Origin of the sequence: Streptomyces sp. P9-A4 (assembly GCF_036634195.1) — a bacterium.
In the GTDB taxonomy this organism is placed as follows: domain Bacteria; phylum Actinomycetota; class Actinomycetes; order Streptomycetales; family Streptomycetaceae; genus Streptomyces.
The window spans coordinates 3,104,301-3,119,698 of sequence record NZ_JAZIFY010000001.1 but is presented as its reverse complement, the minus strand read 5'-3'; the positions used below and the strand labels follow the sequence as shown (position 1 = coordinate 3,119,698).

Below are 15,398 nucleotides of genomic sequence, written 5' to 3'. Positions count from 1 at the left end.
TACGGACATGGGCAAACTCGACGGGCGGGTCGTCCTCGTCACCGGAGCGGCGCGCGGGCAGGGCGAGCAGGAGGCGCGGCTGTTCGCCGCCGAAGGGGCCCGGGTCGTCCTCGCGGACGTCCTCGACGAGGCCGGTGAGGCGCTGGCCGAGGAGCTGGGGAAGGAGCGGGCCGGGTACGTCCGTCTGGACGTGACGAAGGAGGCCGACTGGGCCGCCGCCGTGGCCTTCGCCAAGGAGCGGTTCGGGAAGATCGACGGGCTGGTCAACAACGCCGGCATCCTCCGCTTCAACGAACTGCTCTCCACCCCGCTGGAGGAGTTCCAGGCGATTGTCTCCGTCAACCAGACCGGCTGCTTCCTGGGCATCCGGACGGTCGCGCCCGAGATCGCGGCGGCCGGCGGCGGCACGATCGTCAACACCTCCTCGTACACGGGGCTCACGGGGATGGCCGGGGTCGGCGCCTACGCGGCCTCCAAGCACGCCGTCCTCGGGCTGACCAGGGTCGCGGCCCTGGAGCTCGCCGCGAAGGGGATCCGGGTGAACGCGGTCTGCCCGGGGGCGATCGACACCGCCATGAGCAACCCGGAGGGCGTGGACCCGGCGGCCACGGCCGAGCTGTACCGGAAGCTCGTGCCGCTGGGGCGGATCGGGCGCCCGGACGAGGTGGCGGCCCTCGCGCTCTTCCTGACCGGGGAGGAGTCGGCGTACATCACGGGCCAGCCGTTCGTGATCGACGGCGGCTGGCTGGCCGGGGTCAGTCTCTTCTGAACCGGTGGCCGAGCCGGTGGCCGAACCAGTAGCTGACGGCTCATCAGGTATTGACGCACCTGCCGCACGGTGCGACAGTCGGGCACATCACGAATCTGACGGCTCGTCAGAAACTCCGTCAGACACTCACGAGGACGGTGAACCCCCTTGGAATTCGGGATCTTCGTACAGGGATACGTCGGCAAGCGAGCCGAGACCGATCCCGAAGCCGAGCACAAGGCGCTCATGGAGGAGACCGAGTACGTCATCCAGGCGGACAAGTCCGGGTTCAAGTACGCCTGGGCGTCCGAGCACCACTTCCTGGACGAGTACTCGCACATCTCCGCCAACGACGTCTACCTGGGCTACCTCGCCCACGCCACCGAGCGCATCCACCTCGGCTCCGGCATCTTCAACCCCCTCGCCCCGGTCAACCACCCGGTGAAGGTGGCCGAGAAGGTCGCCATGCTCGACCACCTCTCCGGCGGACGCTTCGAGTTCGGCTCCGGCCGCGGCGCGGGCTCCCACGAGATCCTCGGGTTCATGCCGGGCATCACCGACATGAACCACACGAAGGAGATCTGGGAGGAGACGATCGCCGAGTTCCCCAAGATGTGGCTCCAGGAGGAGTACGTCGGCTTCCAGGGCAAGCACTGGTCGCTGCCGCCCCGCAAGATCCTCCCCAAGCCGTACGGGAAGTCGCACCCGGCCATGTGGTACGCGGCCGGCTCCCCCTCCTCGTACGCGATGGCCGCCAAGAAGGGCCTCGGTGTCCTCGGCTTCAGCGTGCAGAAGGTCTCCGACATGGAGTGGGTCGTCGACTCCTACAAGACCGCGATCAAGGAGGCCAAGGCGGTCGGCGACTTCGTCAACGACAACGTCATGGTCACCTCGACCGCGATCTGCGCGGAGACCCACGACAAGGCCGTCGAGATCGCCGTCTCCGGCGGACTCAACTACCTCCAGTCGCTGCTCTTCCGCTACCACGACACCTTCCCCCGGCCCGAGGGCATCCCCGAGTGGCCCGAGCTGCTCCCGGAGTACTCGGCCGAGATCATCGAACTCCTCATCCAGGAGGAGCTGATGATCTGCGGCGACCCCTCGGAGGTGCTCGCCCAGTGCAAGCGCTGGGAGGCGGCCGGCGCCGACCAGCTCTCCTTCGGCATCCCGATCGGGATCTCGTACGAGGACACGATGAACTCGATCAAGCTGATCGGCGAGCACGTGATCCCCGAGATCGACACGGACCCCGTCCACCGCACCACCCGCTTCCGGCAGGCGGCGGGGGAGTAGCGGATCCTCCCCCACGCTCTTCGACCAGGGGGGTACCCCCACGTGGGCGGCGTCTTCCCGGACCGCCGCCCGCAGATGCCCCGACCGCGGCGGCCCGCGGCCGGGGCACGCCCGCGTCCGGGCACGTCAGGGCGCGGGCAGGCCCGCACCCCGCGCGGAAACGCACCCCCGCGTCCAGCGCAGAAGTGAAAGGGACCGTCATGCTCGACCACCTCATCACGGGCGCCACCGTCGTGGACGGCACCGGCGCCCCCGCCTTCACCGCCGACGTCGGCATCCGTGACGGGCGCATCGCCCTCGTCGCCGAACCCGGCACGACGAAGGAGCGCGCCCGGACCACCGAGGACGCCACCGGCCTGATCCTCACCCCCGGCTTCGTCGACCCGCACACCCACTACGACGCCCAGCTGTTCTGGGACCCGTACGCCACCCCCTCCATGAACCACGGCGTCACCACCGTCGCCGGCGGCAACTGCGGCTTCACCCTCGCCCCGCTCCACCCGGACCGGCCCGAGGACGCCGACTACACCCGCCGGATGATGTCCAAGGTGGAGGGCATGGCCCTCAAGGCCCTGGAGGAGGGCGTCGACTGGGGCTGGTCGTCCTTCGCCGAGTACCTGGACGCCCTCGACGGGCGGATCGCCGTCAACGCCGGCTTCATGGTCGGCCACTGCGCCCTGCGCCGGTACGTGATGGGCGCCGACGCCGTCGGCGGGCAGCCGACGCCCGAGCAGCTGGACGCCATGGTCGCCCTGCTCAAGGCGGCCATGGAGGCCGGTGCCTGGGGCCTGTCCACCACCCAGTCCTCCACCCACTCCGACGGCGACGGCGCCCCCGTCGCCTCCCGGCACGCGGGCCCCGAGGAGCTGATCGCCCTCTCCCGGGCGGTCGGCGAGCACGAGGGCACCCAGCTGGAGGCGATCCTCGCGGGCTGCCTCGACCAGTTCTCCGACGACGAGATCGACCTCTTCGTCGAGATGACGGCGGCGGCGGGCAGGCCGCTCAACTGGAACGTCCTCACCATCGACGCCGCCGTCCCCGAACGCGTCCCGCGCCAGCTCACCGCCTCCGAGCGGGCCCGCGAGTCCGGCGGCCGGATCGTCGCGCTCACCATGCCGATCCTCACCCCCATGAACATGTCCCTCGGCACCTTCTGCGCGCTCAACCTCATCCCCGGCTGGGGCGAGATCCTCGCTCTCCCCGTCCCCGAGCGGATCGCGAAGCTCCGCGACCCCGGCGTGCGGGCCGAGATGCTGCGGCGCGCCGACTCCAAGGAGGCCGGCGTCTTCCGGCGCCTCGCCCACTTCGGCCGGTACGTCATCGGGGACACGTACAGCCCCGAGAACGACGGCCTGACCGGCCGGGTCGTGAAGGACATCGCGGCCGAACGCGGCCAGGACGCCTTCCAGTGCCTGGTCGAGATCTGCGCCAACGACGAGCTCAGGACGATCCTGTGGCCGATGCCCAGCGACAACGACCCCGCCTCCTGGGAGCTGCGCCGTGAGACCTGGGACCACGAGGACGTGATGCTCGGCGGCTCCGACGCCGGCGCGCACCTGGACCGGATGTGCGGGGCGCCGTACACGACCCGCTTCATCGGCGACTGTCTGCGCGGCCGGAAGCTGGTGCCGCTGGAGCTGGCGGTACGGATGCTGACCGACGACCCGGCCCGGCTCTTCGGGCTCCGCGAGCGCGGCCGGATCACCGAGGGCTTCCACGCCGACCTGGTCCTCTTCGACCCGGAGCGGATCGACGCGGGCCCGGCGACCCTCGTGCACGACCTGCCGGGGGACAGCCCGCGGCTCGACTCGCGGGCGGTCGGGATCGTGTCGGTGCGGGTCAACGGCGTGGAGACGGTACGGGACGACGAGGTGACCGGAGCGGTCCCGGGGAAGGTGCTGCGCTCCGGCCGCGACACGAGGACGGTGGCGACGCGATGACCGGCGACGTGAGAACCGAGAAGCTCTTCATCGGCGGGGAGTGGGTCGAGCCCGAGGGCGGGCACTACGAGGTGATCGACCCCTCCACCGAGGAGGTCGTGGGCCTCGCGCCGGAGGCCTCCCGGGCCCAGGTGTACGAGGCCGCCGCCGCCGCCCGGGAGGCCTTCGCCTCCTGGTCCCGCACGAAGCCGGAGGAGCGGGCGGCGATCCTCGACCGGGCCGCCGACCTGATGGCCAGGGACGCCGACGCGAACACCCTGCTGGCGCGCGCCGAGACGGGCGCGACGACCGGGACCGCGCGCGGGATGCAGGTCGCGGTCGGCGCCTCCCGCTTCCGGCGGTACGCGCGAGGGGCCATGGAACCGGTCGAGCAGGCGCTGCCCCCGCAGATCAACGAGGCGGGCCCGATGGGGAAGGCCGGGGTGTTCGGCGCGGTGGCGGTACGGCGCCCGGTCGGCGTGGTCACCTGCATCACCTCGTACAACAACCCCTGGGCGAACCCGGCGGGCAAGATCGCCCCGGCGCTCGCCATGGGCAACACGGTGCTGGTGAAGCCTGCCCCGCAGGACCCGCTCTCGGTGTACGCGATGACCCGGGCGCTCGCCGAGGCCGGGGTCCCGGCGGGCGTGGTCAACGTGGTCACCGGGTCCTCGGTGGAGTCCGGGCAGGCGGCCGTGGACTCCCCGGACGTCGACATGGTGTCGTTCACCGGCTCCACGGCGGTCGGCCAGGCGATCGGCGAGGTCTGCGGGCGCTCGCTCAAGCGGCAGCTGATGGAGCTGGGCGGCAAGGGGGCCGCGCTCGTCTTCGACGACGCCGACCTGGACTCGGCGGTGATGGGGATCGGGACGACCTTCGCCTTCTACAGCGGACAGATCTGCACCGCCCCGACCCGGGTGCTCGCGCAGCGCGGGATCTATGAGCGACTGATCGAGAAGCTCACCGGCTATCTGGCCTTCATGAAGGTGGGCGACCCGGCGCAGAAGGGCACGGTGGTCGGCCCGGTGATCTCGGCGGCCCACCGCGACCGGGTGGAGTCGTACGTCGAGCTCGGCCGCAAGGAGGGGGCGCGGGTCGTGGTGGGCGGCGAGCGCCCCGACTTCGACCGGGGCTTCTACGTGGCCCCGACGCTGCTCGCCGACTGCACCAACGAGATGCGGGTGGTCCGGGAGGAGATCTTCGGTCCGGTCGTGGTGGTCGTCCCCTTCGACGAGGAGGAGGAGGGGATCGCGCTCGCCAACGACAGCGACTACGGCCTGATCGACTACGTGTGGTCGGGCGACGTGGCCCGCGCCTTCCGCGTCGCGGCCCGGCTGCGGGCCGGCGGGGTGGGCGTGAACACGATCGGCCGGAACATGGAGGCGCCGTTCGGCGGCTTCAAGAAGAGCGGTGTCGGGCGGGACGTGGGCTCGTACGCGCTGCACGCCTACAGCGAGCTGCAGGCGGTGGTGTGGCCGGGCTGAGCCCGGTGCCGAGGGGGCCGGGGAAGCCTTCGGAAAATTCCTCGGGAAAATTTGGAAACGGACATTTGGGGCAGAGCTACGGTTCCCGCATATCGGACACTCGGCGACCGACCTACCAGTTGGTCGGTCGTCGTGGTGGTCGATCTTTCAATCATTGGTCGATGGCTGGATTTCGCCTCATAATGCAAGGCGATGATCGATCAAGTGAGCGGACTCTGATCCTCCGGATGTGGAAACCGCAGCATTTAACGTCCTGTTCATGACTCAGGTGGAAGCCCGGCCCCAGGCCGGAGACACGGTAAGGGGCGTCAAGGCCCCGAGCGACGCCAACGGCGTGCGCACCAAGGGCCTCGGCGGGAACTCCGTCGGCCTCCTCGGCAGCGCCGTCATCGGCATCTCGACCGTCGCCCCCGTCTACTGCCTGACCTCGACGCTCGGCTCCACCGCGGGCGAGGTCGGACTGCAGATGCCCGCCGTCTTCCTCGCGGGCTTCCTCCCCATGCTCCTCGTCGCCTTCGCGTACCGGGAGCTCAACAAGGTCATGCCGGACTGCGGCACCTCGTTCACCTGGACCGTGAAGGCCTTCGGGCCGAAGATCGGCTGGATGTGCGGCTGGGGCCTCGTCATCGCGACGATCATCGTGCTGTCCAACCTGGCCGGCGTCGCGACCTCCTACTTCTGGCTCCTCGCGGGCGAGATCAGCGGCAGCGACTCCATCGGCGCCCTGGACGACAACAAGGCTGTCCACATCGTCACCTGCCTGGCGCTCATCGCCGCGGCCACCGCGATCAGCTACCGGGGCATGACCGCCACCAAGGGCGTCCAGTACACCCTCGTCGGCCTCCAGCTCGTCGTCCTCGCCGTCTTCGTCGGCATGGCCCTGTCGAAGGCCGGCGACTTCGAGACCTCGGTCGACTTCTCCTGGTCCTGGATGAACCCGTTCGCGGTCCAGTCCTTCGCCGCCTTCACCGCCGGTCTCTCCCTCTCGATCTTCATGTACTGGGGCTGGGACGCCTGCATGGCGACCAACGAGGAGACCACCGGCAGCGCCAGGACCCCCGGCCGCGCCGCGCTCATCGCGATGGTCGTCCTGGTCGGCTCCTACCTGGCCACCGGCATCGCCGCCCAGATGGTCGTCGGCTCCGGCGACAAGGGCCTCGGCCTCGCCAACCCGGAGACCTCCGACAACGTCTTCGCCGCCCTGGCGGGACCGGTCATGGGCCCGACGCTCGGCATCCTGCTCTTCGTCGCGGTCCTCGCCTCGGCCGCCGCCAGCCTCCAGACCACGTTCATCCCGGTCGCCCGTACGGTGCTCGCGATGTCCACGTACGAGGCCCTGCCGAAGTCCTTCACCAAGGTCCACCCGATCTTCAAGACCCCCGGCAAGGCCACCGTCGTCGCCGGCGTCGCCACCGGCGCGTTCTACACGGTGATGACCCTGGTCAGTGAGCACGTCCTGGTCGACACGATCTACGCGCTCGGCCTGATGATCTGCTTCTACTACGCGCTCACGGCGTTCGCCTGCGTCTGGTACTTCCGCGGCGAGCTGTTCCGCACCGCCCGCGACTTCGCCTTCAAGGGCCTCCTCCCGGCGCTCGGCGGGCTCATGCTCACCGCCGTCTTCGGCAAGACGCTCTACGACATGTGGGACCCGGCGTACGGCTCCGGCTCCGCCGTCTTCGGCGTCGGCTCGGTGTTCGTCATCGGTGTCGGACTGCTGCTGCTCGGCGTGGTGATCATGCTGGTCATGCAGCGCAGGAGCCCCGCGTTCTTCCGCGGCGAGGTCCTGACGAAGGAGACTCCGTCGCTGGTCGTCGCCGACTGAGGCGATCCGGACGAGTGAGTTCCTGAGTCACAGAAACGCGAAGGCGGCGGCCCGTGGGGGGTCCGCCGCCTTCGTCATTCCCCGCGTACGGCTCAGCGCCCGGGAAGCAGGCGCTCCACCGCCGCGTTGGCGGGCGGCAGCTGGGGCGTGCCGGCCGCGGGCTTGGCCTTGGGGGTCAGGACGCCGCTGAGCGGCACCACCGAGGGCAGGTTCACACCCCCGGTGTCGGCGGCGGCCGTACCGGCGACGGAGAGACCGCCGGCAGCGGCGAAACAGGTCAGGGCGACTGCGGTGAGCATCTTCTTCATGCCCGCACCAACGCGGACGGAGCGGATCCGGTTACGACCGGCGGACCGCGCCCCCGCATTCGTCCGGGCGGGGCGAAGCCGCCCGAGGGGGTCTCCCTAGGATGCGCGCATGCACGGTGAAACGAACCGGGCGCTGCGCCCCGCCCGCGCCGCCGACCTCGACGCCCTGGCGGAGCTGCGGGCCGAGGTCATGCGAGAGGACCTGGTGCGCCTCGGCCGCTACGACGAGCACCGGGTGCGCCAGAGGCTCCGGGACGGCTTCTCACCGGCGCACACCTCGGTGATCGAACAGGACGGCGCTCTCGCGGGCTGCGTCACGGTCCGCCCGTACGAGAACGGCGAAGGGCTCTGCCTGGAGCACTTCTACCTCGCCCCCGGGACCCAGGGCCGGGGCCTCGGGACGGCCGTGCTGCGGGAACTCCTGGCACGGGCCGACGAGGAGGGACTCCCCGTCCGGCTGACCGTGCTCCGGGGGAGCCCCGCCCGCCGTCTCTACGAGCGGGAGGGGTTCACCCCGGAGTCCGAGGACCCGGTGGACGTACGGATGGTGCGCGAGGCCCGTACGGTCCCGGGCCCCGCGGTCACAGGGCCACGCCGGCCGGCTGGCGCACGGTGACGTTGAGCCGGTTGAACAGGTTGGTCACGGCGACCATCAGGACGATCGCGGCGAGCTGCTTCTCGTCGTAGTGGTCGGCCGCCGCGTCCCAGATGTCGTCCGGCACCGCGTCCGAGGTGTCGGCGAGCCGGGTCGCCGCCTCGGCCAGCGCGAGGGCCGCGCGCTCCTCGTCGGAGAAGTACGGGGCCTCGCGCCAGGCGGCGACGGCGAACAGCTTCTCGTCGCTCACACCGCTCTTGCGGGCGCTCTTCGCGCCGTAGTCCACGCAGAAGCCGCAGCTGTTGATCTGGCTGGCCCGCAGGTGCACCAGCTCCAGGGTCGATTCCGGCACCCCGCCCTGGCGGGTGGCCTTGACCAGGCTCTGGATCGCGGGGCCGGCCTCGGGAAGGACATAGGCGGGGTTGGTCATCCGGGCCTTGGGCTCGTGCGCCATGGTGATCGCTCCTCGGTGTCGTTCGGTGTCGTTCGTGCGTTGCTTTCACTGCACTGACGGAGCGCGCGCGGAAGGTGTGACAGGTCCCGGGAAGTTTTTTCAGACGCCCGGACCGGGGCCGTCCTCGGTGGCGGGTCCGGCAGCCGGCGGGCGTCGCAGGGTGAGGACGTACGCAGCGGTCAGCGCGACCGCGCGGTCCTCGTCCCCGGCCAGCTCCGCCAGGGCCCGGGACGCCGTCGGCCCAGGGATCTCCGCGAGCGCCTGGGCCAGCCGGCGGCGTACGGACGGCTCCGTGACCGCGCGGGCGAGCCGGCCGGCCAGCCCGGCGGCGATCTCCTCCGCCAGCCCCGGATCGGCCGCCAGCGTGCCCAGCGCCTCCGCCGCGTCGGAGTCGTTCCGCTCCGCGACGACCAGGTCGAGGAGCGCCGGGACCGCCTCGGCCACCCCCCGCGCCCCGAGCGCCGGGGCCGCGTGCCCCCGGACCACCGCGTCGGGGTGGTCGAGGGCCTCCCTCAGCAGCGCGGTCGCCCCCTCGCCGGGGATCTCGACGAGGGACAGCACGGCACGCTCGCGCACCGCGGCCACGGGCGAGCCGAGACCCTCCGCGAGCAGCGCGGGCACGTCACCGCCCGACCGGGCCAGCGCCCAGCGCAGGGCCCCCGCGACGATCGGGTCCGACTCGGCGAGCACCGCCTCGACCAGCGCCTCCGCCGGTACGGGCACGGGCACGTCCCCGGCCGTGGACAGGGCCGCCCGCTGCCGCGCCCCCGGGCTCGCCGACCCCAGCCCCCGCAGGAGCGCGACCGTCCGGAGCACGTCCTCCCAGCCTGCGGGCTCCGAGGCGTCGATCCGGCGCAGCCGGGTCAGCAGCTCCGTCTCCGCCGCGATGCGCTCCCGCGTACGGCGGACGAGGCCGTCGACGAGCCGCGCCGGCGCGAACCCGGGGTCGTCGAGCGCGCGCCCCACCTCGTGCAGGGAGAGCCCCAGCGACCGCAGGCTCTCGATGTGGAAGACGCGCCGGATGTTCTCCTCGGAGTACTCCCGGTAGCCGGATCCCGTACGACCCGTCGGCCGCACCAGGCCGAGCCGCTCGTAGTGCCGGAGCATGCGGGCGCTCACCCCGGACCGCCGTGCGACCTCACCGATCAGCACCGCCTACCGTCCTTCCCCGCCGCCCCCGCCGAGGGCCACGATCCGCTTCGCCTCCTCGACCGCGCTCTCGAACCCGGCGTCCGGATCGTGCCACAGCCGGTCCGTGGCGAGCGCGTGCGCGCGCACGCCGGGGTCGGGGGCGTCCGCCGCGGCGGCCAGCGCCGGCAACATCGCCTCGCCGAGCGCGATCAGCGCCCGGCTGAGGCTCAGCCGGGTGGCGCGGGGGCCGCGCCCGAGCTGGGACGCCAGGACCAGCGCCAGCGCGTACTCCTCACCCTCGGGTACGAGGACCACCGCCGCCCGCCAGGCGCACCGGGCCACCTCGTCGTCGGCGTCGGACAGCAGCTCCGGCGTGATCACCGGCCACGCGCTGCGGTCCCCGATCTTGGACAGGGTGTGCAGGGCCTGACCGCGTGCCTGCGCCCGCTCCGAGCGGACCTCGTCGACGAGCACGGGGACCGTCGCCGCCGCCGGGTGACGGGTGAGCGCCCAGGTCAGCATCTCCCGCACGGAGAAGTCGGGCTCGACCGCGCACCGCTCGACGAGCCCGCCGACGAACGCCGGATCGGGGCTCGTGCCGACCGCCAGCGCGGCCCGCAGCCGCACCGACGCGCTCTCGTCCGCCAGGCCCCGGAGCGCCCGCGCCCCGGTCGTGTCCTCTGCTCGCATGCTCATCGGGAGCACCTCCTCGGCCCCCAGCGAAGACCTTGTCACCGTGTCAAGGTCAAGCACGGTGTGCGGGGCGGCGGGCGCCGGGGCGCGCCCCTCGGCTCGCGGGGGGCCTCTCGTGTCGCACCCCTCGGAAATCCGGGCCGTACGCCCTACCGTGCCGTCATGCGGATCTCGACCACGATCTTCCTGACCGACGAGACCATCACCCCCGTGCGGCTCGCGCGCGAGCTGGAACAGCGCGGATTCGGCGGGCTCTACCTCCCCGAGCACACCCACATCCCCGTCTCCCGGGAGACGACCTACCCGGCGGGCGGTGAGCTGCCCCGGGAGTACGGCCGCACCCTCGACCCCTTCGTGGCCCTCGGCCAGGCCGCCGCCGTCACCGAACGCCTCCTGCTCGGCACCGGCGTCACGCTGCTCGCCCAGCACGACCCGATCGCCCTCGCCAAGCGAATCGCCACCCTCGACCACCTGTCCGGGGGCCGCTTCACCCTCGGCGTCGGCTTCGGCTGGAACCGTGAGGAGGCCGCCGACCACGGCGTCGACTGGCCGGCCCGCCGGGAGCTCGGCCGCGACCGGCTCGATCTGATGAAGGCCCTGTGGGCGCCGGAGCCGACGGCGTACGAGGGGGAGCACGGCGACTCCGTACGCGCCTCGGAGGCCTGGCCGAAGCCGACCGGCGGCGCGCCCCGGATCCTCCTGGGCGGCGCGGCGGGCCCGAAGCTCTTCGCGCAGATCGCGGCGCAGACGGACGGCTGGATGCCGATCGGCGGCCGAGGCCTGACGGAATCGCTCCCGGTCCTGCGCGACACCTGGGAGGCGGCGGGCCGCGACCCGAAGACCCTCCAACTGGTCCCGTACGCGGTCCTGCCGACCCCCGGCAAGCTGGCGCACTACGCCGAACTGGGCTGCGAGGAGATCGTCCTCCAACTGCCGCCGGGGGGCGAGACGGAGGTGCTGGGGGTGCTGGACGCGTACGCGCGCCACCTCTGAGCGATGACTCGCCGTACGTTCCGGTGGGTACGGCACCTGTCCCTCCTCGGGTTACCCGCTCGTATGCTCGTTTCATGACGGATCACCAGGAAGCCCGCCCCACCGCGAACGCCATGCGCCGTGCCCTCAGGCGGGCCCGGGACGGGGTCGCGCTCGACGTCGGCGAGGCCGCCGTGCTGTTGCGGGCGCGTGGGGAGGACCTGGCCGATCTGGTCGCGTCCGCCGGGCGGGTGCGCGACGCAGGGCTCGCGGCGGCCGGGCGGCCCGGGGTCATCACGTACTCGAAGAGCGTGTTCATACCCCTCACCCGGCTCTGCCGCGACAAGTGTCACTACTGCACCTTCGTGACCGTCCCCGGCAAGCTGCGCCGGGACGGGCACGGGATGTTCATGTCGCCCGACGAGGTGCTCGACATCGCCCGGCGCGGCGCCGAGCTGGGCTGCAAGGAAGCGCTCATCACCCTCGGCGACAAGCCCGAGGACCGCTGGCCCGAGGCCCGCGAGTGGCTCGACGCGCACGGCTACGACGACACCCTCGCGTACGTACGGGCCATGGCGATCCGCATTCTGGAGGAGACCGGCCTCCTGCCCCACCTCAACCCCGGCGTGCTGTCCTGGACCGACTTCCAGCGCCTCAAGCCCGTCGCGCCCTCCATGGGCATGATGCTGGAGACCACCGCCACCCGCCTCTGGTCGGAGCCCGGCGGCCCCCACTACGGGTCCCCCGACAAGGAACCGGCCGTCCGCCTCAGGGTCCTCGAGGACGCCGGCCGGTCCTCCGTCCCCTTCACCTCGGGGCTGCTGCTCGGCATCGGCGAGACCCTGGAGGAGCGGGCCGAGTCCCTCTTCGCGCTCCGGCGGGTGTCCAGGGCGTACCACTCCGTCCAGGAGCTGATCATCCAGAACTTCCGCGCCAAGCCGGACACGGCCATGCGCGGGATGCCGGACGCCGAACTGGACGACCTCGTCGCCACCGTCGCCGTGGCCCGCCACATCATGGGCCCCTCCGCCTGCCTCCAGGCCCCGCCGAACCTCGTCGACGCCGAGTACGAGCGGCTGATCGCCGCCGGCATCGACGACTGGGGCGGCGTCTCCCCGCTCACCATCGACCACGTCAACCCCGAGCGGCCCTGGCCGCGGATCGAGGAGCTGGCCGAGCGGTCCCGCGCCGCAGGCTTCGAGCTGCGCGAACGGCTCTGCGTCTACCCCGAGTTCGTCACCCGGGGCGAACCCTGGCTCGACCCCCGCCTCCTCCCGCACGTCCGCGCCCTCGCCGACCCCGAGACCGGCCTCGCGAACCCCGACGCGCCCGTGCGCGGGCTGCCCTGGCAGGAGCCCGACGAGGCGTTCACCGCCGCCGGCCGCACCGATCTGCACCGCACCATCGACACCACCGGCCGCACCCACGACCGGCGTGACGACTTCGACGAGGTCTACGGCGACTGGGAGTCGCTGCGCGAGGCCGCCGCGCCCGGCATGGTCCCCGAGCGGGTCGACACCGACGTCCGTGAGGCGCTGAGCACGGCCGCCGACGACCCGACGAAGCTCACCGACGCCCAGGCGCTCGCCCTGCTGCACGCCGACGGCCCCGCCCTCGACGCGCTCACCCGGATCGCGGACGACGTCCGCAAGTCGGTGTCCGGCGAGGACGTCACCTACATCGTCACGCGGAACATCAACTTCACCAACGTCTGCTACACCGGCTGCCGCTTCTGCGCCTTCGCCCAGCGCCGTACCGACGCCGACGCCTACACCCTCTCCCTCGACCAGGTCGCGGACCGCGCCGAACAGGCCTGGGAGGTCGGCGCCGTCGAGGTCTGCATGCAGGGCGGCATCCACCCCGACCTGCCCGGCACCGCCTACTTCGACATCGCCCGCGCGGTGAAGAAGCGCGTCCCCGGCATGCACGTGCACGCCTTCTCCCCGATGGAGGTCGTCAACGGCGCCTCCCGCACCGGGCTCTCGATCCGCGAGTGGCTGACGGCGGCGAAGGAGGCCGGACTCGACTCGATCCCCGGCACCGCCGCCGAGATCCTCGACGACGAGGTCCGCTGGGTCCTCACCAAGGGCAAGCTGCCCACGGCCACCTGGATCGAGGTCATCACCACCGCCCACGAACTCGGCATCCGGTCGAGCTCCACCATGATGTACGGGCACGTGGACCAGCCCCGGCACTGGCTCGGCCACTTCCGCACCCTCTCCCGCATCCAGCAGTCGGCACTGGAAGCAGGGCGGGAGGGCTTCACCGAGTTCGTGACGCTCCCCTTCATCCACACCAACGCCCCGGTCTACCTCGCGGGCATCGCCCGCCCCGGCCCCACGACCCGCGACAACCGCGCGGTCATCGCGATGGCCCGGCTGCTCCTCCACCCGTACATCCCCAACATCCAGACCAGCTGGGTGAAGCTGGGTACGGAGGGCGCCGCCGAGATGCTCCGCTCGGGCGCCAACGACCTCGGCGGCACGCTGATGGAGGAGACCATCTCCCGGATGGCGGGGTCGAGTTACGGCTCGTACCGCTCGATCCGTGACCTGGAGGCCATCGCGGAGGCGGCGGGCCGCCCGGCGAAGCCCCGGACGACCCTGTACGGCGAGGTGCCGGAGGAGCGGCAGCGCGCGGCACGCGCCTCGGACGGCCACCTCCCGGAACTGCTGCCGGTCCTTCCCCAGGAGGGCGGGGCCTGAGAGCAGGGGCCCGCCGGCCGGACACCCGGCCGTCGGGCCCCCGCGCCGGCCTGCCGTAGACCCCTGCGCCGCCCCCCTACGCCAGCCACCCCCGCTGCGCCGCCTGCCACACCAGCTGCGTCCTGGTCAGTGCCCCCGCGCGCTGCATCAGGGTCTGGATCCTGCGCTGCACCGTGCGCTGGCTGACCCACAGCTGGGAGGCGATGGCCTTGTCGGCGACCCCGGCGACGATCAGGGAGAGCAGATACCGCTCGTCGTCGGCCAGGTGCACCGCCGGGCGCGGGCCGCCGTCGACGTCGGCCAGCTCGCCGGAGTCGGTCACGTGCAGCGGGGTCGCCGCCGCCCACTGGCTCTCGAAGAGGGCGATCAGCGCGTCGAGCAGACTGCTGCTGTGGACCACGGCGGCCGTCGGCTCGCCCACCCGGTCGGCCGCCCCCGCCCTCGCCCCCTTGACGGGAGCGCCGCCCTCCCCGCTCTCGTACACCAGAGGGCAGATCGCCATCGAGCTGTCCGCGATCACCAGCCGCACCGGCAGCGTTCCGACGGCCCGCGCCTGCTCGCCCGCGCGGATGCTCCGGGCGACGTTGTCCACCATCCCGGGGCCTTCGAGGAGTTCGCGCTCGTAGATCGTCTTGTACCGCACGCCCCGGGCGAGCAGCTCCCACTCCTCGTCGTTCTCCGCCGCCGCCAGGGCCACCGGGCGGGCCTTGCAGAGCCAGCGCATCTCGGCCGCCCCGTACGCCATCTGCCGCAGCCGCTGCCGGATCACGCTCGCCCCGGTGATCACCTCGACCAGCTGCCCGGCGTCGTGCCGCCGCCCGCCCGCCCGGTACTCCTCGGCGAGCTGCTCCACGCCCCGCCGGGCCGATTCGAGCGCCTCGTGCCCGCGCAGCAGCAGCGGGCGCAGTGCCGCGTCGGGCGCCATCGGCACATACCGTTCGGGCCCGCCGTCCGGTGGTTCGGCGACCCGTCCGACCAGGCCCTTGTCGTGGAGCGAGGCCAGCAGCCAGTGGACCCGGGCCACGTCGAACCCCAACCGGGCGGCGATTGCGGCGGCGTCGGCCTCCCGCACCCCGACGAGGAAGCGGTACACCCGCTCCTCCACGGCGCCGACCCCCGCCGCCTCCAGCATGTGGCCTTCTCCCACGACGCCTTCCCCCACCCCGGTTGCCGTGACCACCCCCGTACCCGGCGTGATCAAATCACATCAGGACCGTCGGAAACGAGGGTCCCCATTACCACGTGGGCCCCAACTCCATGCGGTGCGCGGC

At 72.2% G+C, this 15,398-nt stretch carries 13 protein-coding genes; 8 read left to right on the top strand and 5 right to left on the bottom strand.

The genetic code is table 11. The annotated features are described in order from the left end of the window. The first annotated feature begins 7 nt into the window (after positions 1-7). The 5 genes from V4Y03_RS13905 to V4Y03_RS13885 all read left to right on the top strand — a co-directional run bounded on the left by V4Y03_RS13905 (position 8) and on the right by V4Y03_RS13885 (position 7,269). A complete protein-coding gene (locus V4Y03_RS13905; RefSeq protein WP_332435131.1) occupies positions 8-769 on the top strand; it encodes an SDR family NAD(P)-dependent oxidoreductase in 762 nt (253 codons plus the stop codon). A gap of 147 nt (positions 770-916) precedes the next feature. Next, positions 917-2,041 (top strand): LLM class flavin-dependent oxidoreductase, encoded by a 1,125-nt coding sequence (locus V4Y03_RS13900; protein ID WP_317874536.1) that lies wholly within the window; start codon positions 917-919, stop codon positions 2,039-2,041. Positions 2,042-2,241: 200 nt separating this feature from the next. After that, positions 2,242-3,981 (top strand): N-acyl-D-amino-acid deacylase family protein, encoded by a 1,740-nt coding sequence (locus V4Y03_RS13895; protein WP_332435130.1) that lies wholly within the window; start codon positions 2,242-2,244, stop codon positions 3,979-3,981. Further along, entirely contained in the window at positions 3,978-5,444 is a 1,467-nt protein-coding gene (locus V4Y03_RS13890; protein WP_317874538.1) for an aldehyde dehydrogenase family protein, read from the top strand. The genes V4Y03_RS13895 and V4Y03_RS13890 overlap by 4 nt, the downstream gene beginning before the upstream one ends. A 259-nt stretch (positions 5,445-5,703) precedes the next feature. After that, a complete protein-coding gene (locus tag V4Y03_RS13885) occupies positions 5,704-7,269 on the top strand; it encodes an APC family permease (protein ID WP_332435129.1) in 1,566 nt (521 codons plus the stop codon). Between the two features lie 92 nt (positions 7,270-7,361). On the opposite strand, the gene V4Y03_RS13880 is transcribed toward V4Y03_RS13885, so the two are convergent. Further along, positions 7,362-7,577, bottom strand: a complete 216-nt coding sequence (locus tag V4Y03_RS13880) for a hypothetical protein (RefSeq protein WP_332435128.1) — start codon at positions 7,575-7,577, stop codon at positions 7,362-7,364. A 109-nt stretch (positions 7,578-7,686) separates the two neighbouring features. Between V4Y03_RS13880 and V4Y03_RS13875 the strand changes: the two genes are divergently transcribed. Continuing rightward, positions 7,687-8,193: a GNAT family N-acetyltransferase gene (locus V4Y03_RS13875; RefSeq protein WP_332435127.1), complete on the top strand. Its 507-nt coding sequence runs from the start codon at positions 7,687-7,689 to the stop codon at positions 8,191-8,193. On the opposite strand, the gene V4Y03_RS13870 is transcribed toward V4Y03_RS13875, so the two are convergent. From V4Y03_RS13870 to V4Y03_RS13860, 3 genes are all read right to left on the bottom strand, one after another. After that, positions 8,159-8,626 carry a carboxymuconolactone decarboxylase family protein gene (locus tag V4Y03_RS13870; RefSeq protein ID WP_317874542.1) on the bottom strand — a complete coding sequence of 156 codons (468 nt, stop codon included), beginning with the start codon at positions 8,624-8,626 and terminating at the stop codon, positions 8,159-8,161. The genes V4Y03_RS13875 and V4Y03_RS13870 overlap by 35 nt on opposite strands. 99 nt (positions 8,627-8,725) lie before the next feature. Then, positions 8,726-9,778 carry a HEAT repeat domain-containing protein gene (locus V4Y03_RS13865; protein ID WP_332435126.1) on the bottom strand — a complete coding sequence of 351 codons (1,053 nt, stop codon included), beginning with the start codon at positions 9,776-9,778 and terminating at the stop codon, positions 8,726-8,728. A gap of 3 nt (positions 9,779-9,781) precedes the next feature. Continuing rightward, complete coding sequence (locus V4Y03_RS13860; RefSeq protein WP_332435125.1) at positions 9,782-10,453, bottom strand: HEAT repeat domain-containing protein; 672 nt, start codon at positions 10,451-10,453, stop codon at positions 9,782-9,784. A gap of 159 nt (positions 10,454-10,612) precedes the next feature. On the opposite strand from V4Y03_RS13860, the gene V4Y03_RS13855 reads away from it, so the two are divergent. Beyond that, complete coding sequence (locus tag V4Y03_RS13855; RefSeq protein WP_332435124.1) at positions 10,613-11,443, top strand: TIGR03619 family F420-dependent LLM class oxidoreductase; 831 nt, start codon at positions 10,613-10,615, stop codon at positions 11,441-11,443. Between the two features lie 74 nt (positions 11,444-11,517). Beyond that, positions 11,518-14,127, top strand: coding sequence for a bifunctional FO biosynthesis protein CofGH (locus tag V4Y03_RS13850; RefSeq protein ID WP_332435123.1), 2,610 nt, complete (start codon positions 11,518-11,520; stop codon positions 14,125-14,127). Positions 14,128-14,203: 76 nt separating this feature from the next. Here the strand turns inward: V4Y03_RS13850 and V4Y03_RS13845 are convergent, their stop codons facing one another. Then, positions 14,204-15,259, bottom strand: coding sequence for a helix-turn-helix domain-containing protein (locus V4Y03_RS13845; protein WP_332437173.1), 1,056 nt, complete (start codon positions 15,257-15,259; stop codon positions 14,204-14,206). Positions 15,260-15,398: the final 139 nt, after the last annotated feature.